Genomic DNA, 24,211 nt, shown 5'->3' on the forward strand with positions numbered 1-24,211 from the left:
CCGATGGCGACGCTGCTACGCGGTCATCGGTGCTCGGCGGGCGTCAACGTCGCAACGGCCTGTAGCGTGGCCCTGACCGCGTCCGGCGTGAATGGCGGTGAGCGGAATCGCACACCGGTTGCATCGAATAACGCATTGGCGATGGCGGCCGCACCGGGAAGCGACGCGGACTCGCCGGAGCCAAGCGGCGGTTCTCCTTGCCGGTCCACCAGCACCACGTCGACGGGAGGCAATTCGGGGAACGTCAGGATCGGATAGCTGCCCCATTCCCTGCTTGCCACCAGACCGTCAGTAAAGCGCACACGCTCTTTCAACGTGCGGCTCAGGGTCTGGATGGCATTGCCGTGGATCTGATGGCGCACGCCGTCAGGATTGATCACGGTGCCGGTGTCCTGGCCGACCGTCACTCGCCTGATGCGGATTTCTCCACTGACTTTATCGACGTCAAGATCGACGATCCACGCCGACCATGCTGCGCCGAAACCAGGGAAGCGGCTATGCACATATCGTGCGTACGCAACGCCGCGCCCTTGAAGCACCCGTTCGCCGGTATCGCGAGCTGTGCGGCTGCCAGCAGCGCGGGCTTGCCAGCCTGCGCGTTCCGCTACCGCCTTTAGCAACTCCACCGCCCGCTCGTCCTTGAGATGCCGCAGCCGGAATGCGAGCGGATCGGCGCCGGTCTCGAACGCGAGTTCATCGATGAATACGTCATGAGCGAACGAGTTCGGCAGCGCCGACACGCCTCTGAACCACGACGCCCGGACCAGCGGCGCGAGGTCGTGGCAGACGAAGCGGCGATTCGCGAATGTGTAGGGCGTGACGGCGGTCCGGTCGCCCATTTCGAAGACGCGCGGCTCGGCCGGCGTCGTGCCGGTGAGCAGAAGGGCAAGCATGGGCGCGTCGTTCGATGGATAGCGGGAAGCGAACGTATAACCCAGCGTGTCGCCGCTGCTGGACACGGTGCCGGTCACATCGACGACCTGCGCGGTGCCCTTGGGCTCCCATTGATGTTCGTCGGCGCGCGATAGCTGGACCCGCACCGGCTGCCTCATTGCACGCGAGAGCAGGAGCGCGTCGCCGGCGACATCGTCGGCGCAATTGCGGCCGTAGCATCCGGAGGCTTCCATGCGGACCACATCGATATCCGCTTCAGCGCGCTCGATCAGGCGCGACAAGTCGTAGCGCAAGGTCTGCGGGTTCTGCGTGCCGGACCATACCGTAATGCGCCCGTCCCGATAGTCCGCGAGGGCGCAGGACGGCCCGATCGATCCGTGCATCTGATACGGCCAGACATAGCTGCGTGTCAGCGTGGTCGTGCCCACCTGTCCCTGCACGCTCTCGACGTCGCCTTCCTCCAGCAGAAGGCGACGCCGAGCCGGAGCGTTAGAAATAGCTTCGGCGGGGTTATCGAGGGACGGCAGCGGCGGCAGGGGGCGCCACCGGACGCGTAGCGCACGCGCCGCGCGGATTGCCTGTTCCTCACGCTCGGCCACCACGCCAACGAAGTCGCCGATGACGACCACGCCGCGCACGCCCGGTAGCCTCTCGACCGATGACCGGTCCACGTCGATCAGTGTTTTGCCGACGAACGCGCCGCAATCATGCCCGGCATACGGCGGCCGCACGACACGGCCGTGCAGCATGCCGGGCACGCGCATGTCGTGAACGAAGGTCAGCGTGCCGGTGGCTTTGGCGGGCAGATCGACGCGCGGTGTCGCCCGGCCGACGATCCGGTAGGTCGACGGGTCCTTCACTGCAACGGAATGGTCGATGGGAAGCGAGAGACGCCGCTCTTTAAGCAGGCTGCCGAAGGTGAGTCGGGTGTTGTCGGGGGCAATGACGCAGCCGTCGTCGGTCGTGAGGCGAGAGGCTTCCAACCCCCAGCGCTCTGCAGCGAGCCCGATCAATGCAAGCCGCGCTTGCGCCGCGGCGAACCTGAGCGGCACGGCCGAAATCTGGATGGTCGCGCTCGCGATGGTCGGCCCCTGGTTGGGCACGTCGGCCGAGTCGCCGAGGATCATCTGGACGCGCGCGGCCGGTACGTCGAGTTCCTCAGCCACGATCTGCGCGAGCGAGGTGCGGATGCCGGTGCCGAGATCGACGTGGCCGTTGAACGCGAGGATGCGGCCATCGTCCAGCACCGCGACGAAAATCTCCGGCGTGTCCTGAACGTAAGAAGACCCGCTGCCCGGTTGACCGGGCGCGGGCTTTACCGGCGCGAGCGGTTGCCTGAAGATGGTCAGGCAGCCGTTGCGCGCGAGCAGTTCATTTCGGGTGAGCGCTGCTGCGGTAGGCATGACGATTCCTGAAAATGCCGCTTTGTTCGACTAAACCGCTTCAACCATTGACGATACGCTTCGGCATCGCCAATACCAAGAGGCAGCCCGCCAGCATGCAGATGCCGAAGGTGATCAGGCCTGGCGTTTTTCGATCGTCGAAAGCGCTTCGTCGAGCGTCATGACAGCGGCGTATTTCTGTTGCATGTCGAAGAGATTTGCATCGTGCGGTCCGATCGCCCGGTCGCCGACGCAATCCGAAACAACCAGTGGACGAAAGCCGTGCGACATCGAATCGACTACGCTTGCACGCACGCATCCGCTCGTGACGGCACCCGCCACAATCAACGTCTGCACGGCACGCTGCGATAACCACGGCGCGAGTTGCGTGCCGAAGAACGCCGAAGGCACGGTCTTGCGCACAACGAGCTCACCGCGTGCAGGTGTCAGCTCCGGCACGATCGCGCTGTTCGGATGGTCTTCGGTGAGTGTCGCCATGCCCGGCACTTTCAGCGAAAATACGTTGTCGTCGCTGCCATCGGCTGCATACACAATGCGACTATGTGCAACCGGCCAGCCATGCCGGCGCGCGGCGGCGAGCAGATGCACCGTGCGTTCAATAGCCGGTGCAATGTTGCCGCCGCCGAAGGTCTTGGGGTCCGCGAAGCCGACAACGAAGTCGACAATCAGCAAGCCGATATTGCCTTGCACCGGTAACGGCGTGCCGAATCCCTGCTGCTTGTACACGCCCGATTCGGCGTGGCTCTGGATGTCGCTCATTCAGATTGCTCCAAGGGGTCAATAGCTATCGGTCCATCACCACGCCATCGCGGACCACGGCTTCGCCATCGAGCATCACGTCGCAATGACGTAGCGGGATGTCGATATGACACGTAGTCGTGCGCTTGCCGCCCGCTTCGTTGTTGGGCCCAAGCGAGAACAGGAAGTTGCCTTCGAACGCGCGGGCATCCATGCCGATAGTCGCCTCGCGGTCATACAGGCCGAGCGTCGACCAGCGCGCGCGAGGTTGCAGCCCCCAGCCGATATGCGAGATCGCATAACCTTCGGGATCGTTGAACGAGGCCATGTAGTCGCTCAGCAAGGCCGCGTCGACACCGCCATCGATGCGTGTTGCATAACCATTCTCTACCGTCAGCGTGATCGGGTCATTCACGTACTTTTTCTGCGGCAGCAAGATGTCGCCGCGGTCGATCATGATCTGACCGCTTGCTTGCCCCTCGTTCGGGAACGTCAGCACGAAGCCGCTCGGCCAGTGATCCCAGCGACCGGGTTCATCGACGAAACCGTACTCGGAGATAGCGGGAAACTCTCCCAGCGGACATACGAGTTCCGTGCCTGCCTTCGATGTCACGCGCATCTCCCGCGACGCCACGATCCGCGCAGCCGCAGCCCGCACGCGGGTGCGATCGGCTTCGGTCGGCACGAGCCGCGCGAGCACTTCGGGTGGTTCGACGGCCAGCAGGATCTTCGTGCCGGTCGCGAGGATCTCGTGCTGCTCGGGTGAGAACAACAGGGTCATCAGGTCGAGCACGAGATCGCTCGCTTTCAACGCAGCAATGGCGGCCTGATTGCCGGTCAGCGGCGTGGTGCCGAGATACGCGAGCGAGTCGCGGCTCAGAGCCTTTTCGCCGTTCACCGGCAACAGGTCGAGCCGGTTGACGATCGCACCCATCGACTGCGTGGCGATCAAAGCGCTTGAAAGTGTTTGCGGATGCGTGGACGCGCTGGTGAGGATGGTGACGGTCTGGCCGGCCTGCAGCTTCGACAACGTCAGTACCTGCTTCCATGCGGCGATCATTTCGTAATCGCTGATTGGCATGTTGACTCCTGAAGAGTGAGTGTCGGCTCGTCTTGGGTCGTGCTTGGCTTTAGACGAGCTTTGCACCGAGGAAATCGCCGAATGCTTCATAGAAGCCGGCTTCGTTGTCCCACGGAATCATGTGGCCGGCATCGGGCACGCGGGTATGCAGCATGCCGGGTGCCAGGGTCTGCATTTCCTGCACGTCTTCGTCCAGCACCACGTCGCCGCGAGCGGCCGTGATGAGCAGCGAAGGCACGCGAAGCAGAGGCAGGTCGGCGTGGATGTCGTCGGTATGGAACCCTTCGAACGATGTGAGCATGCCGCGTTCATCGCAGGTATGCAGCCATTGCGCGCGCAAACGCAACTGGTCTTCGGTCCAGGTCGGACAGAAAGCTCGCATGCCGTCGGCGTCAATACCTTTCAAAGCCAAGCGGATCGAATCGACGTACCACGGCAGCTTCGCAGGATACGCGCGGCGGCCCGGACCGGACACCGGCGGGTCGACTAGCACCGTGCGCGTCAGGCCCTTCGGCGCGCTGCGTGCAGAACGGATCGCGATTCGCGCACCCATCGAATGGCCGACGAGCGCATAGTGTTCGAGGCCGAGCGCTTTCGCGAGCGCGATGACATCGGCGGCTTGGGCGTCGAGGCTGTAGTCGAGCGTGGCCGACGCTTCCGATAAACCGCGGCCGCGGACGTCGAGCACGTAGGTATCGAACTGGCGGCCGAGCGTCTCGCCGACAAAACCCCACGTGACCGCCGGGCTGGTGATGCCCGGAATCAGGATCACGGCGGGACGGCCGGCGCGCACGCCATCCGTGCCGCCGTAGCGCAGGTAATGCTGGCGGATGCCGTTGGCGTTGACGTTCGCGCCGTAGAGAAAAGTTGAGTTCATCGCGGAGTCCGTTGATGAGTCGAAAGCTATCAGTAAAGCTTTGTGGCAAACGATGCGGCAGATTGATTCGATCAAGTCTAGTGTACACGTTTGAATTTAACAAGATTCCGAAAACATTTTTTAATGGTGCAAGTGTGCTTTAGATTGGTGAAAACCCTTATAAAATGCACATATAAAGGGATTAATCGCACCTCATTCGACTCAATGCAAATTTTCTTTACTCAAAAAAATTCAATGTGTACACTCGATATAGGTTCATTTAACAGGCTCGGCTGAACGACTTTCGGCGAGCGCCAGACATGGAGAGGTCATCATGAGCAAACCCCGTATCGCGATCGTTGGCGCGGGCCTTGGAGGAACGGCAGCGGCGGCGCTGATGCAGCGCGCCGGTTATTCGGTTCGTCTGTACGAGCAGGCTCCCGCGTTTTCGCGTCTCGGCGCGGGGATTCACCTTGGTCCCAACGTGATGAAGATCATGCGCCGTATGGACTGCGAAGACGCGCTGAATGTCATGGGCTCGCACCCGGACTACTGGTACAGCCGCGACTGGAAAACGGGCGAAGCCATCGCGCAGATTCCGTTCGGGGATTTCGCTTTGAAAGAATACGGCGCGTCGTACCTGACTGTGCATCGCGGCGACTTCCATGCGCTGATGACCGAGGCCGTCGCGCCCGGCACGATCGAGTTCAACAAGTGCCTGAGCGGGATTGAAGAGGTCGACAACGAAGTGCGCCTGACGTTTGCCGACGGCAGCGTCGAGACCGCGGATATCGTGATTGGCGCGGACGGCGTGAACTCGAAGATCCGCGACCATCTGCTGGGTGCGGAACCGCCGCGTTACACGGGTTATGTTGCGCATCGCGCGGTGTTTCCCGCGTCGCTGCTCGGCACCGATCCTTTCGATCTGTGTGTAAAGTGGTGGTCGGAAGACCGCCACATGATGGTGTATTACGTGACCTCCAAGCGCGATGAAATCTACTACGTGACCGGCGTTCCGCAGGCTGAGTGGCCGGCCGGGCAGTCGGTTGCGCCGAGCAGCCGCGACGAAATGTGCGAGGCGTTCGCGGGCTATCATCCGTCGGTGCAGAAGCTGATCGACGCCACGCCCGAAGTCACGAAGTGGCCGTTGCTGGAGCGCGATCCGCTGCCGTTGTGGAGCCGTGGCCGCCTGGTCCTGCTCGGCGACGCCTGTCATCCGATGAAACCGCACATGGCGCAGGGCGCGGCCATGGCGATTGAAGATGCAGCCATGCTTACGCGTTGCCTGGACGAGGTCGGCGCGACCGATTACGCCAACGCGTTCGCGCTGTACGAGGCGAACCGCGCTGAGCGTGCTTCGAAGGTGCAACTGGTCTCGCACAACAACACGTGGCTGCGCACCAACGAAGATCCGGCGTGGGTGTTCGCTTACGACGTATTCAACGAGCCGTTGAAGTCGCCGTTGGCGAAGCAGGCTTCGGCAACGGCGGCTTGATATTTCGACCCGATCGCGCGCGGCGGTGCCTGGATGGTTGCCCCGTGCGGTCTTGATTCGATGACTGAAAAATGAGCGTGTCCGCATCCGCAGCACAGGCTTCCGAACCGTTGACGCTGACCGTCAACGGCTGTACACGCACGATCACGGGCGTGACCCGCGACACCCCCTTGCTCTATGTGTTACGCAACGACTTCGAGCTGAACGGGCCGAAATACGGTTGTGGCCTGGGCCAGTGCGGGGCCTGCACGGTGTTGCTGGATGGTGGTCCCGCACGTTCCTGTGTCGTGCCGGTTGCGGCGGCGGTAGGACGGGAAACGCTCACGCTGGAGGGGCTTGGAACGCTGGACGCGCTGCATCCTATCCAGCGGGCTTTTATCGACGAACAAGCGGCGCAATGCGGCTACTGTCTCAACGGCATGATCATGAGCACGAAAGCGCTGCTCGATCGCAACCCTGCGCCTGATGACGACAATATCCGCGACGCGCTGCGCTTCAACCTGTGCCGTTGCGGCACGCACATTGAAATCATGAAGGCAGTGCATCGCGCTGCCGACTATCTGAAACGCGAACAATAACGCTGATTCAATGGACGCCATGCGCGAAGGAAGTTCCGACGGACCCGTGCTGATGCCCGAGTCGATGCTTCACGCATGCGTTCTGGGAGATTCCGGCGCTGCGTTGCTCGCGCGCGGGCATGCGCTTGAGGTCGAGGCGGGCGTGCGCTGGGTGGTCGCGGGGAACGTGGCTGCATTCGTTGCAGAGCGCTTCGAGCTTGCACGCGATGCTGCTTGCCGGCTGATGCTGTCGGCCCGCGTGGAGTCATCCGGCGATACGCTTGCGTTACCCGTGCACCCCTCCGGTTTGCAGCAGGAAGCGCAATACGTCTGGCCTATTCCGACGGAAAGGTTCTTGCCGTGCGAGGCCATTGCGCGTGATGACAACGGCAGCATCGCGGTATGGAGCGGTGCTCCTGTGACCGCCGATCTGCTGGCGAAGCTTGTGAGCATGACGGGCCTCCCGGCCGATCGTTTCACGCTGCATTCACTCGATGACCCCACCGATCCGTTGATCGCCCCACGCGCCGCGCTCGCCGCGGTCGCGTTGATGGCGGCGACCGGCCGTGCTGTGTGCGTTGACGGTTATATGGCGGTATCACCGGTTAGGGAAGCTACGGTTTCCGTCGCTGCATCGTTGGACGATGAAGGCGCGCTGCTCGACTGGCGCTATGTCGCGCGAACGCCCGGCTTTACGGCCGGTGAAGCAGTCACGCAAGATCCGAGCCCCTATTCGTCATCCCATTCGACGTCGCTGGTCGACGATGCCGCCGCGTTGATTCCCGGCGCGGCGCATACCTTCGCGCGCGAATCTTTCGTCGACGAAATTGCGCGCGGGAACCATCGCGATCCGGTTTCGTTTCGTCTCGATCATCTCGACCCGGTGGAGTACGCCGGCGCGAGGGAGTTGATCGGCACGGTGGCGGAGCGGGCAGCGTGGGACTCGCATGAGCAGACTCGCAAGACGCGCCGCGCTAACGGAGACGTCACCCATGGCCGCGGGTTTGCGTTCGACAAACACGACACAGCATCCGGCGATAACCCGACGCCCGACTATTCGGCGTGGATCGTCGATCTCGATGTGAACCGCCTGACCGGCGACGTTGAGCTCAAGCGCGTGGTAGCGGGGCGAGCAAGCGGACGGCGCAGGATTGGGCGCATCAGTGGAGTGTCGGCCCGGCAGATCGCTGCTGCGGCTTCGCGTGCCCTGGGCTTGCCACTCACCGCGCGGCCCTCGCACGACGAGACGCAGGACGCCCAGGCGGTGTCTCATGAGCTTGCGCCCACGGCGGCCGCGAGTAGCGAAGTTGCTACGCAAGGCGCGGCCACGGAGCGTTTGGAAATCGACGTCTCTCCGGCCGCTGCGGCTATCGCCAATGCGCTTTACGATGCGACCGGCGTGCGTTTTCGAGCGCCGCCGTTCACGCCGGAGCGCGTGCTTGCGGCGCTTGAAGGGACGAAGGGGTCGGCTGCGGGCGCGCCAAGGCGCACCAAACGTTCTCTCTGGACCGCGCTCGCCGCCGGCGGCACACTTAGCCTGATCGGGCTGGCGTGCTCGCTGTGGCCCATGCGTGCCCCGATTGAACCGATCGCCCGGCCGGCTGCATCGACGTGGTCCGACGCCACCATCGCACGCGGCCGCCAGATCGCCGAGTTCGGCGATTGCGCGGTTTGCCATACCGCTCCCGGCGGCATGATCAATGCCGGCGGCCTCGGCCTTGAAACGCCTTTCGGCATGGTCTACACGACCAATCTCACACCTGATCCGAAGACCGGCATCGGCAACTGGTCGTTCGCTGCATTCGATCGGGCCATGCGCCAAGGCATCTCGCGCGACGGCCATCATCTCTATCCCGCGTTCCCGTACACCGCGTTCACGAAGATGAGCGATGCCGACATGACCGCGCTGTACGCGTATCTGATGTCGCAACCGGCGGTCGAGAATACGCCGCCGGCCACGCGCCTGCCGTTTCCGCTGAATCAGCGCGGGCTGGTCGCGGGATGGAACGCGCTGTATCTGAAGCAGGGCGAGTTCAAGCCGGACCCGACGCGCTCGGCGTTGTGGAATCGCGGCGCGTATCTCGTAGATGGCGTAGGGCATTGCAGCGCCTGTCATTCGCCGCGCAATGCACTCGGGGCGGAGAAGGGTGGGCGCTTGTACCTGACTGGCGGGAGTGCGGAGGGGTGGGTGGCGCCGTCGCTCGTCGCCAATTCGAAAGCGCCGGTGAAGTGGACCGAACAGGCGCTCTTCGACTATCTCAAGACCGGTTTCTCGCATGAGCATGGCGTCGCGGCCGGTCCTATGGCGCCTGTCGTCGCAAGCTTGTCGACGCTGCCGCAAGAGGATGTGCGCGCGATGGCGCACTACGTGGCGTCGCTGTCACCGCAGCCTGGGTTGGTCAAGCCGGCCGAGCCGCTGCCGGTGCATGAACATGACGCAGTGACGCTGCAAGGACTCGACAGCGGCCGTCGGATTTTCGAAGGCGCATGCGCGGTATGTCATGCCGCGACCGGCGGTGTCGGCAACTTCGGGGTACGTCCGCTGCTCGCGCTAAACACGAGCGTGAGCGAAGCCACACCGGATAATCTGCTGAAGGTGATTCAGAACGGTATCGACGCCCCAGCCACCGATGCGCTCGGCTACATGCCGGGCTTCAAGGATTCGTTCGACGACCGTCAGATTGCCGACCTTGTGTCTTATATCCGCTCGAACTTCGCACCGAACGAAGCGCCGTGGAAAGACCTTGAGCAAGCATCGGCGCGAATTCGAAAACACGCGCATTAGCGGCTACTCCGGGCGACGCCCGTTCCCATTCCACCAACACCAACATTCGAACTATCATGGCGCCGTCGAAGCTTCCTTCCGATTCATCGCAAGCTGCACAGGACGCCGTGTCCCGCTATGAGGTGTCGGAGCAGATCGGGCATCTTCTTCGCAAGGCTTATCAGCGCCATCTCGCCATCTTCAGCCAGACCATCGCGGATCCTCAACTGACCGCCGTGCAGTTTGCGGTCTTGAGCGCCAGCCGGCGGCTCGGGCCGTCTTCCATGAGCGACCTGGGCAAAGCGACCGCGATAGATGCGGCGACGGTGCGCGGCATCATTGAACGCTTGCGAGCGCGCGAGTTGATTGAGTTGCAGACGAATCCCGACGATCGCAGAAAGGTGACGGTTCAACTGACGCAAGCGGGCGAAAGCCTGGTCGAACAAGTGACGCCAACCGCTTTGCGCATCAGCGAGTTGACCATGGGTGAGCTGAATGAAGCGGAGCGCGTGGCCGTGCTGTATTTGCTGCGTAAGCTAAGTGCGACCGAGCCTGAGTAAGCGCGGCTCGCGCGATGCGCCTCTTGTTAATTAGCCACTCCGTCTGACGCACCTGATTGCGTTGCACCAATAGCGGGACCATCGCACCGGAAAAGCGATTATGGTGTGTACGCTGATTTTATAAGGTGCAGTCGAGCAAGTGTTATTGCACGGTCGTTAGCTTTGAGTAAGCAGAAAGGCCGGATAAAACAAGGGTTAAACACCATGATACCTAGTACAAGTCTCTATCTGTAAAGTGGGCATGGTCATTGCATAGAAGACTAGAATTAGAGTGTGTACATTTTGTCTCGGTAGACAGAGACGGCGCGGCGGACAGAAACCTTGTCGGCGCGAACACCTTGATGAAACCCGAGCTATAGAGGCATCGATGCTTTCGAATCTGGCTGTGCAACTTATCAACGGACTAGCGGACGCGTGCGCGATGTTTCTTGTCGCGTCCGGCTTGTCGTTGATCTTCGGCGTGACGCGGATCGTCAACTTCGCGCACGGCTCGTTCTATATGCTTGGCGTGTATGTGGCCTACAGCATCGCCAGCCGGTTCGGTTCGACCGTCGCGGGCTTCTGGCTTTCGATGCTTGCAGCAGCGCTCGTCGTCGCCGTGCTTGGTGCACTGGTCGAAATGATCGTGCTCAGGCGGATCTATCAGGCACCTGAGTTATTCCACTTGCTGGCAACCTTCGCGCTGGTGCTGATTTTTCGCGATGCCGCGCTGTACATCTGGGGCCCGGAAGATCTGTTCGGGCCGCGTGCACCCCTTCTCGGCGGCGCAGTCAATCTGCTCGGTCATGCGCTGCCCACCTATGACATTGCATTGATCGTGATCGGTCCCATCGTGCTTGCCGTGCTCTGGTTCGGTCTGACAAAAACGCGCTGGGGGACGCTGGTGCGCGCGGCGACCGGCGATCGCGAAATGCTCGGCGCGCTTGGCATCAACCAGGCGTGGCTATTCACGGGCGTGTTTTTTATCGGCGCGTTCCTCGCGGGTCTCGGCGGCGCGCTGCAGGTGCCGCGCATGTCGGCGAATCTGTCGCTGGATATAGACACCATTGGCAATGCGTTTGTCGTAGTGGTGGTTGGTGGCATGGGCTCGATTCCGGGTGCGTTCGTGGCGGCGTTGCTGATCGCGGAGATCAAGGCGCTGTGCATCGGCATAGGCGACGTAACCATTGGCGGCGTGGTGTTTTCGCTGAGCAAGTTCACGCTGGTGGCCGAGTTCGTGGTGATGGCGATCGTGCTCGTCGTGCGGCCCTGGGGATTGCTTGGCCGTGCCCAGGCTGCCGTTCGCACGATGGCGGCCGCAGAAACGCCGCTGCGTCCCGCCGATACACGGCTGAAGATATTCGCGGGCGTTGTTCTCGCCGTGCTTGTGCTCGCACCGCTGCTGTCAGGCGTGTTCCCGTATATGCCTGTGCTGCTCGTTGAAATCCTGATTGCGGTTTTGTTTGCAACGAGCCTGCATTTCATCATGGGTCCGGGCGGCATGCATTCGTTTGGTCACGCCGCGTATTTCGGCTTGGGCGCCTATGGCGCAGCGCTGTTCCTGAAGGTCCTGAACCTGCCGATGGAAGCGGCGCTCGTACTTGGCCCCTTGCTTGCGGGCGTGGGCGCGCTCGTGTTCGGATGGTTCTGCGTGCGTTTGTCGGGCGTCTATCTCGCGATGCTGACGCTGGCCTTCGCGCAGATCGTCTGGTCGATCGTGTTCCAGTGGGACGCCGTGACCGGCGGCAGTAACGGTATTCTCAACTTGTGGCCATCGACCTGGCTTAGTTCGACCGTCGCGTATTACTACGTGACCTTGCTGTTCGCGGTTTTGGGCGTCTGGCTTTTGCGGCGAATGTTGTTCTCGCCGCTCGGTTATGCCATGCGTGCCTCGCGGGATTCGACGCTGCGTGCCGAGGCAATCGGTATCGATGTGAAGCGCGTCCAGTGGGTCGCTTTCATCATCGCGTCATTGTTCTGCGGCCTTGCCGGATCGCTGTATGCGTTCTCGAAGGGGTCGATATCGCCTGAAGCGATCAGCGTAGGGCGCTCGGTCGATGGTCTCGTGATGGTGCTGCTCGGCGGCTTGCAGACGCTCACCGGGCCGATAGTCGGCGCTGCGGTGTTCACATGGCTGCAAGATACGGTTGCACGTCAGACCGACTACTGGGAAGCACTGCTGGGTGCGGCAATCCTGCTGCTGGTGATTGCGTTCCCGCAGGGGATTGTAGGGTTCGTGCAGGACAAGTTCGGGTCGCATAAAACCGCGGATACAGGCGTGGCCTCACAACCTGCGAAGGAGGCCCTGTGACTCTTCTGCGCGTATCCCATCTTGCGAAGTCGTTCGGCGGCGTCAAGGCAGTCGACGACGTGTCCTTCGACCTGAACGCGGGCCAGTTGCTGGCGCTGATTGGCCCGAACGGCGCCGGCAAGTCGACCTGCTTTAACATGCTCAACGGACAGTTGAAACCAAGCTCCGGCTCGATTCTTTTCGATGGCCACGAGATCGCCGGCAAACGTCCGCGCGATATCTGGCGTCTTGGCGTCGGCCGCACCTTCCAGATTGCCGCGACTTTCAACTCGATGACGGTGATTGAAAACGTGCAGATGGCGCTCGTTTCGCGGGACCGTCAGCTATTCAACTTGTGGAAACCGGCATCGTCCATTCACGCCGATGAAGCGATCGCGCTGCTCGAACAGGTCGGCATGGCAGCGCATGCCAAGCGTGCTTGCGGCGTGCTGGCTTATGGCGATGTGAAGCGCGTCGAACTGGCCATTGCACTGGCCAACAAACCGAAACTGCTGCTGATGGACGAACCGACGGCGGGCATGGCGCCCAAGGAACGCAACGACCTGATGGCGCTGACAAAACAACTGGTGGTCGACCACAAGCTTGGCGTGCTGTTCACCGAGCACAGCATGGACGTGGTGTTCGCGTATGCCGACAAGCTGATCGTGCTCGCGCGCGGCAAGCTGATAGGCGAGGGCGATGCGGAAACGGTTCGCAACGATCCACGCGTGCGCGAAGTGTATTTCGGCACGGGCAAATCCTTCACGCCGCGTGCATCGCTTGCTGCCGATGGAGTGGCCCCATGAGGCTCGACAACACAATGCTGAAAGTCTCCGGCCTGAACGCGTTCTACGGTCGAGCGCAGATCCTCTACGACGTTGAACTCGAAGTAGGGCGTGGCGAAGTCGTCGCGTTGATGGGCCGCAACGGCGCGGGTAAATCGACCACGATGAAAGCGCTGATGGGCATGCTGCCGTCGCGGCACGGAGCGATCAATTTCTGCGGGCACGATATCGCCAAGCTGCCGCCGTACCGTATCGCGCGACTTGGCATGGGATTCGTGCCGGAGGACCGGCGCGTGTTCGGCGATCTGTCGGTGATGGAAAATCTCGATACCGGCCGCCAGCCGCCGCGTGAGAACGCGCCCCGGTGGACACCTGAAAAACTGTTCCGCTTGTTCCCGAACCTTGGCGAGATGCCGAATCGCCCAGGCAGTCAGATGAGCGGCGGTGAGCAGCAGATGCTGACGGTGTCGCGTACGCTGATGGGGAACCCTACGCTCGTCCTGCTCGATGAACCGTCGGAGGGTGTGGCGCCGATCATTGTTGAGCAGATGGCGAACATGATTCTCGAGTTAAAGCGCGAAGGGCTGTCGATCCTGCTGTCCGAGCAGAACATGCATTTCGCCGAGCTCGTCAGTGACCGCGCCTATGTGCTCGAAAAAGGACAGATTCGTTTTAGCGGCACCATAGACGAACTCTCCCGCGACGAAGCCGTGAGGCGCGCTTACCTGAGTGTTTAAGCGCGTTCTGTTCAGTCAGGGAAGATCGACCAGGGGTATCCTTCCATCAACCTTAGCCATGCCAATTAGCATTCAACCTAGCCGCTTTATCCGGAGAGAAAAACTATGACCACGCGTGTTGGATCGTTGCTGCGCTTAACCGTCTTCATGGTTGCGCCCCTGGCCGCCGCCTTGGTGTCGATGGGCGCTTCTGCACAGACCATCAAGATAGGCGAAATCAACAGTTATAAAGCGCAGCCGGCGTTCCTTGGCCCGTATAAGAACGGCTGGAACATGGCGCTCGACGAAGTCAACGCGGCGGGCGGTATCAATGGCAAGAAGCTCGAAGTGGTCTCGCGCGACGACAACGGGAACCCGGGCGATACGGTTCGCGTGGCGCAGGAGCTGATGACCGGCGAACAGGTTTCGATGTTGTTCGGCGGTTTCCTGTCGAACACCGGTCTGGCGCTTGCCGATTACGCGAAGCAGCGCAAGGTTTTCTTCCTTGCCGCCGAACCGCTGACCGACAAGATCGTCTGGCAGGATGGCAACAAATACACGTACCGTCTGCGTCCGTCGACGTATATGCAGGTCGCGATGCTCGTGCCCGAAGCCGCCAAGCTGAACAAGAAGCGCTGGGCGGTGGTGTATCCGAACTATGAATACGGTCAGTCCGCCGTGGCTACGTTCAAGCGTTTGCTGAAGGCGGCCCAGCCTGATGTCGAGTTCGTTGCCGACCAGGCTGCGCCGCTCGGTAAGCTCGACGCCGGCGCGGTTACGCAAGCGCTTGCCGATGCGAAGCCCGATGCAATCTTCAACGTCGAGTTCGGCGCCGATCTTGGCAAGTTCGTGCGTGAGGGCAACACGCGTGGCTTGTTCAAGGATCGTTCAGTGGTGTCGTTGCTGACGGGCGAACCGGAATACCTCGATCCGCTGGGAGCCGAGGCGCCGGTTGGCTGGATCGTGACGGGGTATCCGTGGTACTCGATCGATACACCCGCTAACCGTAAATTTGTCGCGGCCTACGAGACGAAGTATCACGACTATCCGCGCGTTGGATCGGTGGTGGGGTATTCCGCGTTGATGTCGATTGCGGATGGTCTGAAGAAGGCCAAGTCGACCGATCCGGACAAGCTTGCCGCGGCCTTCAAGGGCCTGTCCGTCGACACGCCTTTTGGTCCGATCACGTATCGCGCGCAAGACAATCAGTCGACGATGGGCGCCTATGTCGGCACGACCGCGCTGAAGGACGGCAAGGGCATCATGACGAACTATCGATACATCGATGGCGCGAGCGTCCAGCCTTCCGACGCGGAAGTGGCGAAGCTGCGGGCAGTGGATTAAGCTGTCGCGCTAAAAATGACAACGGCCCGCATTAGCGGGCCGTTTTTTTATTGGGGTGTCCGACGAGGGACTTTATTTCGAAAGTTTCTGGCATCGTGGGTCCTCGCCGCCTGGCGGCGGTCGTCGGCGAAGGTGCGGCCACACAAGATAGAGGCTCATCCTTGGACCAGTCAGATCCAGATACCCGTGCGCCGAGCGAACCTTAACCATTCGCTCAAGCCAAACGCAGTTTTATTCAATAGACCGGCGCCGACGTGCTGTCAAAATTTCAGTGCGTTACAAACAAACGAAAAACGTGGTTCACACCGGGACGGCGACTGTCTCGAGCTCGCTACCAGGGCAAATCGTGGACACACTACAGGAGACAGCGACGATCATGAATTACAAGACCGCAGTTTGTGCCTGCGCCGCGTTGATATGCATTGCACCAGCGTGGGCGCAGGATGAAGACGAGGGCGCGGCCCCCAGTAAGGCCGCAGGTCCTAGCATGGTCACTATATATGGCTTGATCGATCAAGGGGTGGAGTACGTCAACAACGTAGCCAAGGGTAAAACCGCTACCACCAATGTTTTTCGCACGGGGGACGGGACTGCAACCTCCTATTTCGGAATTCGCGGTAGCGAGGATCTTGGCGGGGGCACGAAGGCCATATTTGACTTGCAAGGCGGCTTTATGCCAAACAACGGAACCTCGAGGCAAGGCGGGCGTCTGTTTGGGCGGCAATCCTACGTTGGTCTCGATGGAACATTCGGTCGTCTGACGTTCGGCCGCCAATACACCATGCGGTTTTTTGCCACCTCGTTCATTAATCCATTCGGTACGGGCGCGCAAGGTCTCACCACGCTCGATAACGGAATTGCTAATGCTCGGGCTGATAATTCCATCAGCTACCGCTATTTCCTTGGCGATTTCGAAACGGGAGTGAACTATAGTTTCGGCCGCGATGCTGTCAATGGAAATAGCGCCGCCGCGTCGAATTGCCCAGGCGACACGTCACCCTCGAACCAATGCCGGGAATATTCTGCAATGGTCAAATACGAGGGACACACCTGGGGCGTGGCCAGCTCCTACGAGCGCAATTATGGCGGCACCTCCGCAACATTTGGCGGTCTCACCTCACCGAAGCTCACTGACAGCCGGTTCACCTTGGGCGGCTACTTCAAGATAAGCAAAGCCAAGGTCGGCGTGGGTTGGATCAGGCGCGATGACGAAGGCATCTCGACACCGAAGAGCAACCTGTTCTGGCTGACAAGCACAGTGCCCGTGACCCCGTTCATCTATTTCGACAGCATGCTGGCGCAGCTTAAATACGACCATTCGCCCAACAAGGCGCTGATTGTCGTATTGCGCGGCGAATACCTGCTGTCCAAGCGCACATTTCTCTACCTGACGGGTGAGCACATTCACAACTACGGCAAACTCGCTCTTTCAGCGACCACCATTACGCCCGTCCCGACCCCCACTGCCGGCGGATCGCAGATCTCCATCATTGCCGGTATCAGGCATACATTCTGATTCCCGCGCGAGCGTTCGTGCACGGCTCCGGTGAACTTGCACCCCAAACGTTGGACACCAAGCCTTGGGGTGATTTACATGGCCGAGGCTCTTCTCAGTGTTGGATATCGCCTCGACACGGCTTTGGCAGGGAAGTCCGGGCTTACCCGGGCGAGCGCTCAGATGGTCAGCTTCGCCGCGGCTTTCGCCGCCGACATGTCGGCCACCGCGGCGAAGGGTTGTTTCTGCTTCAGGCTACCGAGACCAATGAACATATCTTGCAGATAGCCGATGTCACCACCGGTGAGCGACAGGTCCCTGGAATAGGGCCGCTGCACCTGATTGAAATCCCAGGTTGCCTGAGCCGAAGCCTTGTCGAATTTCTTCTGGGCCCGCCTACGTGCTTCGAAGAATGCGTCGTGCGCTGCGGGCGACATCAGGTAGTCGTAGAGTGCGCCATATGCGGCCATCACCGCGACCATCCCCTCATGCTTGCCCCTGATCGCGGAATCGGAGGCATAGGCGGTCTGGAAGATGCATTTTGGTAAGGCCTGCCACATGTTGGCCTCGCTGATTACTACAAGCCCGTCCTTGTCGTTCAGATGCGAGATGCTTGAGCAGCAGGCGTCGGCCTCGCCCTTTACGACCGCCTCATGGCACTGATCGTTGCTTCCCTTGTCGACGAAAGTCACCTGCGAAGCGTCGATGCCTTTTTCTCTCATGAGCTGCAGCATCAGGGTATGGAGCAAACCTAGACTCGGGCCGACCGCGACCGTCTTGCCCTTCAGATCGGCGAGCGTCTTCATCCCATCGGGCCTTGCAAAGACCGTCAGCGCGCACTTTTTCATACCGGCGCCGACGATCTTGACGTCGGCGCCTTGCGCAATTCGCGATAACACCATGTTGTAACCCGATACCATGCAGACATCCGCGGCTCCGGCGGAGATGGCATCGAAGGGGCCAGTGGCACCGGGCACCTGGACAATCACCGCATCAACGCCGAATTGCTTGAAATAGCCCTGCTCGTCCATGAGCGCGTTCAGCGTGGCGTTCTCCAGCCCCGGGTTGCTGACGATCCGAATCTGGGCGGCGGCGGCTCGCGCGAGATACGGCGCGGCGAGTCCGCCCGCAGCAACACTCAGCCCGAGAAGCCCGGCGCTGCGCAGGAAGCGGCGGCGGTCGAAGGTGTGGGTCATCGGCTGTCTCCGTACGCCGGTCGAACCGGCAAGTTGTAGTGAATGCAAAAGTCCTGTGTGAAAGCCCTCGCAGCGAGTGGCCCCGCGCGGCTGATCAAGAGGTAGTTGCGCGCCGGAGTGCTAAATGACGGTGGGATTGCGTGCAGCCGAGCGGCGATGGCGCCCTTGCCAGGGTTTACGCGTTGCGGCGGGAGCGGCCCGCTGAGGCGGTTTCCAGATGCTGAGCGAGGCAAGTGCCAATTGCGTGCGTGCAAGGCTCGAAACTGTCAGGTGCGAAACCGCACTGGCGCATGTTTCGGCGCATCGCTCGACGCGCGCATCCAGAGTTTGCCTGCGCGTTGCCCTCCGGTCGATTGAGTAAAATTGCCTTAGACTTAACGAATTGGTAAAACCCCGGGGAGGCACACGACGTGTCAGCGCTTGACTGGTACCTTCAGATCAACCTGAAGGCGCGGCACTTGCGCCTGCTTGTGACGATCGACACGTACCGTAATTTGAGCCAGGTGGCCGAGGTCACCCATGTGACCGTGCCGGCCGTGTCGAAGTCACTGGCCGAACTCGAACGGGGACTCGGACTCACGTTGTTTTCGCGCACTGCACAAGGCCTGGTCCCGACGCCGTATGGTGATTGCCTCATTCGTCACGCGCGAGCGATGTTGACGATCCTGCACCAGGCCCGCGACGAGTTGAAGGCCCTGAGTTCGGGGACGGAGGGCAAGGTTCACATCGGCATGTTGCCTGCTTCGGCCTCCGTGCTGCTGCCGCAGGCGCTGAGCTTGCTGAAGCAACGGTCGCCGGGTACCAACGTGGTGGTGATCGAGGGCACGACGGCCACGCTGCTGCCTGAACTCTGGCAAGGTCGCCTCGACCTGGTGGTGGGCCGGCTGCCACCACCGCCAGATACGCTCGGCAGCTTCGAGGAGAAGGAGCTTCTCGAGGAACCGGTGACGCTGGTAACAGGCCGTCATCATCCGTTGGCGCGCAGGAAAACCCTGGCATGGTCGGACCTGCACCCCTATCCGTGGATCTTGCCGCCGCCCGGTTCGATCCTGCGCGATCCCCTGGAGCGGGCACTCGAAGCGCACGACGTGCCGCTGACCAACAACTACATCGAAACGCTCTCGATTCACGTCGTGCGTGCACACCTGCAAGTCTCGGATTGCATTGCCGTAATGGCCGACACGTCCGCCAACGACACCGCGCAGCCCCTTCATACGCTTCCGTTAAGCCTGCCTCGACTGCTCCGCCCAGCCGGCGTGCTGTGGAATCGCAACCGCGGCCTGACGCCCAGCGCGCAACTCATGGTTTCGTGCCTGGAAGAGGCGGCTCAACGTCTGCTGAAGGGCCACGGCACCACGTCACGCGTGGTGTCCTCCCCGGCCAAAGCGAACCGGGTCCATCAAACCCCGGACGCGCAGTGAGGGGCGGCGTGGCGCAGCACTGAGTGCCGATGACGCGGTCCGGCGCTCCCGCTGGCTCATCAATGGTTTTACCAATTGGTTAAGGCATCCGCTGCTTATTTCAATAGACGGAAAGCGATGGCGGAAAGATCATGTAGTCAACGAAATCACCTGAACAGCCGCGCAACTTGTCGCACTCGACATTGAAGTGGTGAACAGAAGCAGGTTGATCAGTTTGTCTAGTTCAAAGGAGACTAAGTTGACCGAAAAAGTGCACCTCAAGATCGCAATTGCCGAGCATCCGCACACCTCTGCGATCCGTGACGGCTCCATCCCTATCGAAGGCGTTGACGCCGAGTTCATCACAGTTCATCCGCAGATCGGCGCCTTTCGCCGCATGGTTCGCGACGTCGAGTTCGACGTGTGCGAACTGGCGCCGACGACCTACATCATTGCCCGCGCATATGGCGCGCCTTTCGTCGCGCTTCCCATCTTTGTCGTACGGCGCTTCCACCATGCCGGGCTGTTGGTACGCCCAGACGCGGGGATCAGGACCCCCAAGGATCTTGAGGGCAAGAAGGTAGGGGTGCGCGCCTATTCGGTCACGACTGGCGCATGGACGCGTCAGGTCCTGATGGACGAATTCGGCCTCGATTCGTCGAAGGTGACCTGGGTGGTGGATGACGAGGAGCATGTCACGCAGCTCAAGCTGCCGCCGAACGTAATCCATGCTCCCGCTGGCAGCTCGCTGGCAGAGATGATGGAGAAGGGCGAACTGGCGGCGGGCTTTGGCGCCAACGCCGGCATTGGCCGCACCGGCGCGCCGACGGGTGGTTGGAAGGAAGTCGAAGCCGACTATCCCGATCTCTTCCCGAATGCGGCCGAACTGGAGGCCGAGTACTACGCCCGCACTGGTGTGTACCCGATGCACGGCACTATCGTCGTCAAGGATTCGGTGCTCGCCGAGCATCCCTGGGTGGCCAAGTCTATTTACGACGCTTTCGATCGCGCCAAGAAGGAGTGGCTGGCCCGTCTCGATGCGGGTGAGCTCACCGACAAGAAAAATACGAAGTATCTCGAGTTGCGCAAGATCGTCGGCCACGACCCGCTGCCCTACGGCATTGAGGAGAACCGCAAGACTATCGAGGCGCTCGAAGCCACCGCCTTCAAGCAAGGCTTGACGCCGCGGCGCATGTCCATGAGCGAGCTGTTTGTCGATCCCCGCGTCTGAATCCCGCATGGAAGAAAGAAATATGATCATCGATTGCCACGGCCACTTCACGACCGTCCCTGCTTCTTTCCGCGACTGGCGCGCCAAGCAGATCGAGTTTGCCAACGACCCGGCCAATGCGCCGTCGATCTCGGGTGCGCAGGTCACCGATGATGAGATCCGCGAGGGCGTCGGCAACGGCCAGCTTCGCCTGCAGAAGGAGCGCGGCGGCGACCTCACGCTGTTCTCGCCAATCGCCGGCCTGATGAGCCACCACCTCGGCAACGAGCGCACGAGCCTTGAGTGGGCGGAGGTTTCGAATAATCTCGTGCGCCGCGTCTGCGACATCTACCCTGACAATTTTGTACCCGTCTGCCAGCTGCCGCAGTCGCCGCTGGCGCCGCCCGGAAACTGCGTTGCTGAACTGCGCCGCTGCGTCGAGGAGATGGGCTTCGTCGGCTGCAACCTGAATCCCGACCCGAGCGGCGGCTACTGGACCGGCAAGCCGATGACCGACCGCGAGTGGTACCCGCTCTACGAGGCGCTGGTCGATCTGGACGTGCCGGCCATGATCCATGTAGCGGCCTCGTGCAACCCGTGCCATCACGGCACTGGCGCGCATTACCTGAACGCCGACACGTCCGTCTTCATGCAGTTGCTGCAGGGCGATCTGTTCAAGGACTTCCCCACGCTGCGCTTGATCATCCCGCACGGCGGCGGCGCGGTGCCTTACCACTGGGGCCGCTACCGGGGCATGTCGCTGGAGATCGCCAAGCGCCCGCTCGAAGGCCTCTTGAACAACATCTTCTTCGACACCTGCGTCTACCACCACCCGGGCGTGGAACTGCTGACCAAGGTTGTGCCGGCGAGCAACGTGCTGTTCGGCTCCGAAATGGTCGGCGCCGTGCGCGGCCGCGATCCGGACACCGGCGAGTACTTCGACGATACCAAGCGCTACATCGACGCCTGTGCGGCGCTGAGCGAGGCCGAGCGGCATGCCATCTTCGAGGGCAATGCGCGCCGCGTCTATCCGCGCCTGGACAAGCACCTCAAGGCCCCGGGGCCTGTAAGTAAGCCGATAGCTGGACGGACACCATGAACATCATCGATATTCATCCCCATATCATCTCGGACGACGAGAAGCGCTACCCGCCCGCGCCGCTGTTCGGCAAGCGCTCGGACTGGTCGCAGGAGCGGCCCAACACGGTCGAGGCGCTGATCATGGCCATGGATGAGGCTGGCGTCGCCAAGGCCGCCGTCGTGCATTCATCGACGACCTACGGCTTCGACAATAGCTATGTCGTGGACGGCTGCGACCAATACAAGGACCGGCTCATCGCCGTCGGTTCCGTGGATATGCTGGCCGACGACGTGCCGGCAGTGATCAAGGGCTGGGTCGGCAAGGGCCTCGCCGGCTTGCGCATCTTCACCGGCGGCTCGACCAAGGACTTTGACCCTGGTGAGCTCGACAACCCCAAGTCCTTTAAGGCTTGGGAGATGCTGGCCGAACTGAAGTTGCCCATGTGCATACAGACCGGGCCGATTGGCCTGCCGCAGGTGCGTATGCTGGCCGGGAAGTTCCCGGCCGTGAACATCATCCTCGACCACCTCGGCCGCCCTGACGTGCTCGACGGCCCACCCTATGCCAACGCCGCCAGCTTGTTCGCTCTGGCGGACCTGCCCAACGTCTACCTCAAACTCACGCCACGCATTTTCGGCGACGTGAAGAAGGAGAGGGCCAGTGCCGAGACCTTCTTCCCGCGCGTCGTCGAGTTGTTTGGCGCGCAGCGCATGGCTTGGGGCTCGAACTTCCCGACCTCGCCCGGCGCACTCAAGGAGATCCTGGCGACGGCTGAGAAAGGGCTGGCCTGCCTCGGCGAGGAAGATCGCGCCTGGATCTTCGGCAAGACTGCGCAGAAGCTGTACCCGGCCTTGAGCTGAGGTTCGAATTTTGCCAACCGCGTGTGCCGCCGGCTGAAGCGGCGCCGCAACGAGAAAGAGAGATTCCTATGTCGACCATCCGCCTCAATAGCATCATTCGCGCCTTCGAATCGGGCAAGGCCGCGCATACCGCCTTCGCCAAGCTCGATAAGCAGACCGCCATCGAGATGAGCGATTCGCCCTATGACGGCATCGTCTTCGAGATGGAGCACAACCCGTATGACGTGAGCGCGCTCGGCGACGCTCTGCAGTACATGCTCAGCCGCAAGCAGATCGCCGAGTCCGCATCGGTGGCGGCCAAGGTGACGCCGCTGGCGCGTATCCCGGCTAACGGCGTCGAGATGAACCAGAGCTTTGCCAAGCAGGTGCTGGACCGCGGCGCTTACGGCGTGATCTGGCCGCATGTGGCGACCGTCGAGCAGGCCTACAACGCTGTCGCGTCCTGCCGTTATGCGCGGCCGAAGAACGCGCCGCTGTACGAGCCCAAGGGCGTGCGCGGCGACGGCCCGGCCAATGCGGCGCGCTACTGGGGGCTTTCGATGCAGGAGTACTACGAAAAGGCTGACGTTTGGCCGCTGGCGCCGCAGGGCGAGATCCTCGCCGGGCTGATGTGCGAAAGCACGCTGGCTATTGAGAATCTCGATGACATCCTCGCCAACGTACCCGGCATCGGCTTCATCCTGATCGGCGAGGGCGACCTCAGTCAGGAGTTGGGCTTCCCGCGCCAGTATGAGCACCCCGAGGTCGTCGATGCGATGCGCCAGATTGTCGAGACCTGCCACAAGCACAAGGTTGTCGTCGGCAATCCGCACGTCACGGCCAAGAATCATCGCCGCCTGATCGACGAGGGCTACCGCCTTCTTCTGTCGGCGCCGCAGCGGACCTATGGCGTGGTCGGTCTCGCTCGCGAAATGGCGGGTTACTGATGAACGGCGCGGAAAGTCTCGTCGCGACCCTGGTCGACCAGGGCGTGGACATCTGTTTTGCCAACCCGGGCACTTCCGAGATGCATTTCCTTGCGGCGCTAGGTGACAACCCGAAAATGCGCAGCGTGCTGTGCCTGTTCGAGGGCGTGGCCACAGGCGCCGCCGACGGATGGTACCGGATGAAGGACAAGCCGGCCTCGACGCTGCTGCACCTGGGGCCGGGCCTGGCCAATGGTCTCGCGAACATCCACAACGCAAAGCGCGCTTCGTCGGGCATGGTCAACGTCGTCGGCGAGCATTCGGTGTCGCACCTCAAGTATGACCCGCCGCTGACCTCGGACATCGAGGGGCTGGCGCGGCCGCTGAGCCACTGGGTGCGCCGCGCCGAATCGTCGAACGCCATCGCCTGGGACGCCGCCCAGGCTGTAGCCAGGGCCAGCGAGCATCCGGGCCAGATCGCCACGCTGATTCTGTCCGGCGATACCTCCTGGCAGAAGGTCACCGGTGCCCCGGTGCTGCCGCCACCCATTGCGACCACGCGCAAGACCCCGAGCGCCGCGCGCATCGAGCACGTCGCCCGC

20 protein-coding genes are annotated in these 24,211 nt (G+C 61.8%); 15 read left to right on the forward strand and 5 right to left on the reverse strand.

Translation table 11 applies throughout. From position 1 onward, the window contains the following. Positions 1-23 precede the first annotated feature (23 nt). From EOS_RS24830 to EOS_RS24845, 4 genes are all read right to left on the reverse strand, one after another. The gene (locus EOS_RS24830; RefSeq protein WP_047849373.1) at positions 24-2,297 is read right to left on the reverse strand and encodes a xanthine dehydrogenase family protein molybdopterin-binding subunit; all 2,274 of its coding nucleotides are present in this window, start codon (positions 2,295-2,297) and stop codon (positions 24-26) included. A gap of 114 nt (positions 2,298-2,411) precedes the next feature. Continuing rightward, entirely contained in the window at positions 2,412-3,056 is a 645-nt protein-coding gene (locus EOS_RS24835) for an N-carbamoylsarcosine amidohydrolase (RefSeq protein WP_047849374.1), read from the reverse strand. A gap of 25 nt (positions 3,057-3,081) precedes the next feature. Next, entirely contained in the window at positions 3,082-4,116 is a 1,035-nt protein-coding gene (locus EOS_RS24840) for a M29 family metallopeptidase (RefSeq protein ID WP_047849375.1), read from the reverse strand. A gap of 49 nt (positions 4,117-4,165) precedes the next feature. Next, the gene (locus EOS_RS24845; RefSeq protein WP_047849376.1) at positions 4,166-4,993 is read right to left on the reverse strand and encodes an alpha/beta fold hydrolase; all 828 of its coding nucleotides are present in this window, start codon (positions 4,991-4,993) and stop codon (positions 4,166-4,168) included. Positions 4,994-5,306: 313 nt separating this feature from the next. Here EOS_RS24845 and EOS_RS24850 point away from each other — a divergent pair, with 313 nt between their 5' ends. The 9 genes from EOS_RS24850 to EOS_RS24890 all read left to right on the forward strand — a co-directional run bounded on the left by EOS_RS24850 (position 5,307) and on the right by EOS_RS24890 (position 16,978). After that, positions 5,307-6,467, forward strand: coding sequence for an FAD-dependent monooxygenase (locus tag EOS_RS24850; RefSeq protein ID WP_047849377.1), 1,161 nt, complete (start codon positions 5,307-5,309; stop codon positions 6,465-6,467). A 71-nt stretch (positions 6,468-6,538) separates the two neighbouring features. Continuing rightward, positions 6,539-7,045 carry a (2Fe-2S)-binding protein gene (locus tag EOS_RS24855; RefSeq protein WP_047849378.1) on the forward strand — a complete coding sequence of 169 codons (507 nt, stop codon included), beginning with the start codon at positions 6,539-6,541 and terminating at the stop codon, positions 7,043-7,045. A gap of 10 nt (positions 7,046-7,055) precedes the next feature. After that, on the forward strand, positions 7,056-9,809 hold the full coding sequence (locus tag EOS_RS24860) for a c-type cytochrome (protein WP_053064033.1): 2,754 nt from the start codon (positions 7,056-7,058) through the stop codon (positions 9,807-9,809). 56 nt (positions 9,810-9,865) lie between these two features. Next, positions 9,866-10,348 carry a MarR family winged helix-turn-helix transcriptional regulator gene (locus EOS_RS24865; RefSeq protein WP_047849379.1) on the forward strand — a complete coding sequence of 161 codons (483 nt, stop codon included), beginning with the start codon at positions 9,866-9,868 and terminating at the stop codon, positions 10,346-10,348. A 367-nt stretch (positions 10,349-10,715) separates the two neighbouring features. Then, the gene (locus tag EOS_RS24870; RefSeq protein WP_047849380.1) at positions 10,716-12,638 is read left to right on the forward strand and encodes an ABC transporter permease; all 1,923 of its coding nucleotides are present in this window, start codon (positions 10,716-10,718) and stop codon (positions 12,636-12,638) included. Beyond that, complete coding sequence (locus EOS_RS24875; RefSeq protein ID WP_047849381.1) at positions 12,635-13,423, forward strand: ABC transporter ATP-binding protein; 789 nt, start codon at positions 12,635-12,637, stop codon at positions 13,421-13,423. The genes EOS_RS24870 and EOS_RS24875 overlap by 4 nt, the downstream gene beginning before the upstream one ends. Next, entirely contained in the window at positions 13,420-14,139 is a 720-nt protein-coding gene (locus EOS_RS24880; RefSeq protein ID WP_047849382.1) for an ABC transporter ATP-binding protein, read from the forward strand. The genes EOS_RS24875 and EOS_RS24880 overlap by 4 nt, the downstream gene beginning before the upstream one ends. 105 nt (positions 14,140-14,244) lie before the next feature. After that, positions 14,245-15,462 (forward strand): ABC transporter substrate-binding protein, encoded by a 1,218-nt coding sequence (locus EOS_RS24885; RefSeq protein WP_047849383.1) that lies wholly within the window; start codon positions 14,245-14,247, stop codon positions 15,460-15,462. A 376-nt stretch (positions 15,463-15,838) separates the two neighbouring features. Further along, positions 15,839-16,978, forward strand: a complete 1,140-nt coding sequence (locus EOS_RS24890) for a porin (protein ID WP_047849384.1) — start codon at positions 15,839-15,841, stop codon at positions 16,976-16,978. A 158-nt stretch (positions 16,979-17,136) separates the two neighbouring features. Here EOS_RS24890 and EOS_RS24895 read toward each other — a convergent pair whose 3' ends face one another. After that, positions 17,137-18,153, reverse strand: coding sequence for an ABC transporter substrate-binding protein (locus EOS_RS24895; RefSeq protein ID WP_047849385.1), 1,017 nt, complete (start codon positions 18,151-18,153; stop codon positions 17,137-17,139). Between the two features lie 410 nt (positions 18,154-18,563). Here EOS_RS24895 and EOS_RS24900 point away from each other — a divergent pair, with 410 nt between their 5' ends. The 6 genes from EOS_RS24900 to EOS_RS24925 form a co-directional block, all read left to right on the forward strand. Then, positions 18,564-19,574, forward strand: coding sequence for a LysR substrate-binding domain-containing protein (locus EOS_RS24900; RefSeq protein WP_082163509.1), 1,011 nt, complete (start codon positions 18,564-18,566; stop codon positions 19,572-19,574). A 238-nt stretch (positions 19,575-19,812) separates the two neighbouring features. Beyond that, positions 19,813-20,784 carry an ABC transporter substrate-binding protein gene (locus tag EOS_RS24905; RefSeq protein ID WP_047849386.1) on the forward strand — a complete coding sequence of 324 codons (972 nt, stop codon included), beginning with the start codon at positions 19,813-19,815 and terminating at the stop codon, positions 20,782-20,784. 22 nt (positions 20,785-20,806) lie between these two features. Then, the gene (locus EOS_RS24910; RefSeq protein ID WP_047849387.1) at positions 20,807-21,862 is read left to right on the forward strand and encodes an amidohydrolase family protein; all 1,056 of its coding nucleotides are present in this window, start codon (positions 20,807-20,809) and stop codon (positions 21,860-21,862) included. Beyond that, a complete protein-coding gene (locus EOS_RS24915) occupies positions 21,859-22,704 on the forward strand; it encodes an amidohydrolase family protein (protein ID WP_047849388.1) in 846 nt (281 codons plus the stop codon). Before EOS_RS24910 ends, EOS_RS24915 begins: the two co-directional genes overlap by 4 nt. A gap of 68 nt (positions 22,705-22,772) precedes the next feature. Next, positions 22,773-23,630 carry an HpcH/HpaI aldolase family protein gene (locus EOS_RS24920; protein ID WP_047849389.1) on the forward strand — a complete coding sequence of 286 codons (858 nt, stop codon included), beginning with the start codon at positions 22,773-22,775 and terminating at the stop codon, positions 23,628-23,630. Beyond that, a partial coding sequence (locus EOS_RS24925) for a thiamine pyrophosphate-binding protein (protein WP_268760354.1) occupies positions 23,630-24,211 on the forward strand: 582 nt, incomplete at its 3' end. The genes EOS_RS24920 and EOS_RS24925, both read left to right, overlap by 1 nt.

The organism is Caballeronia mineralivorans PML1(12), from assembly GCF_001028175.1.
GTDB lineage: Bacteria > Pseudomonadota > Gammaproteobacteria > Burkholderiales > Burkholderiaceae > Caballeronia > Caballeronia mineralivorans.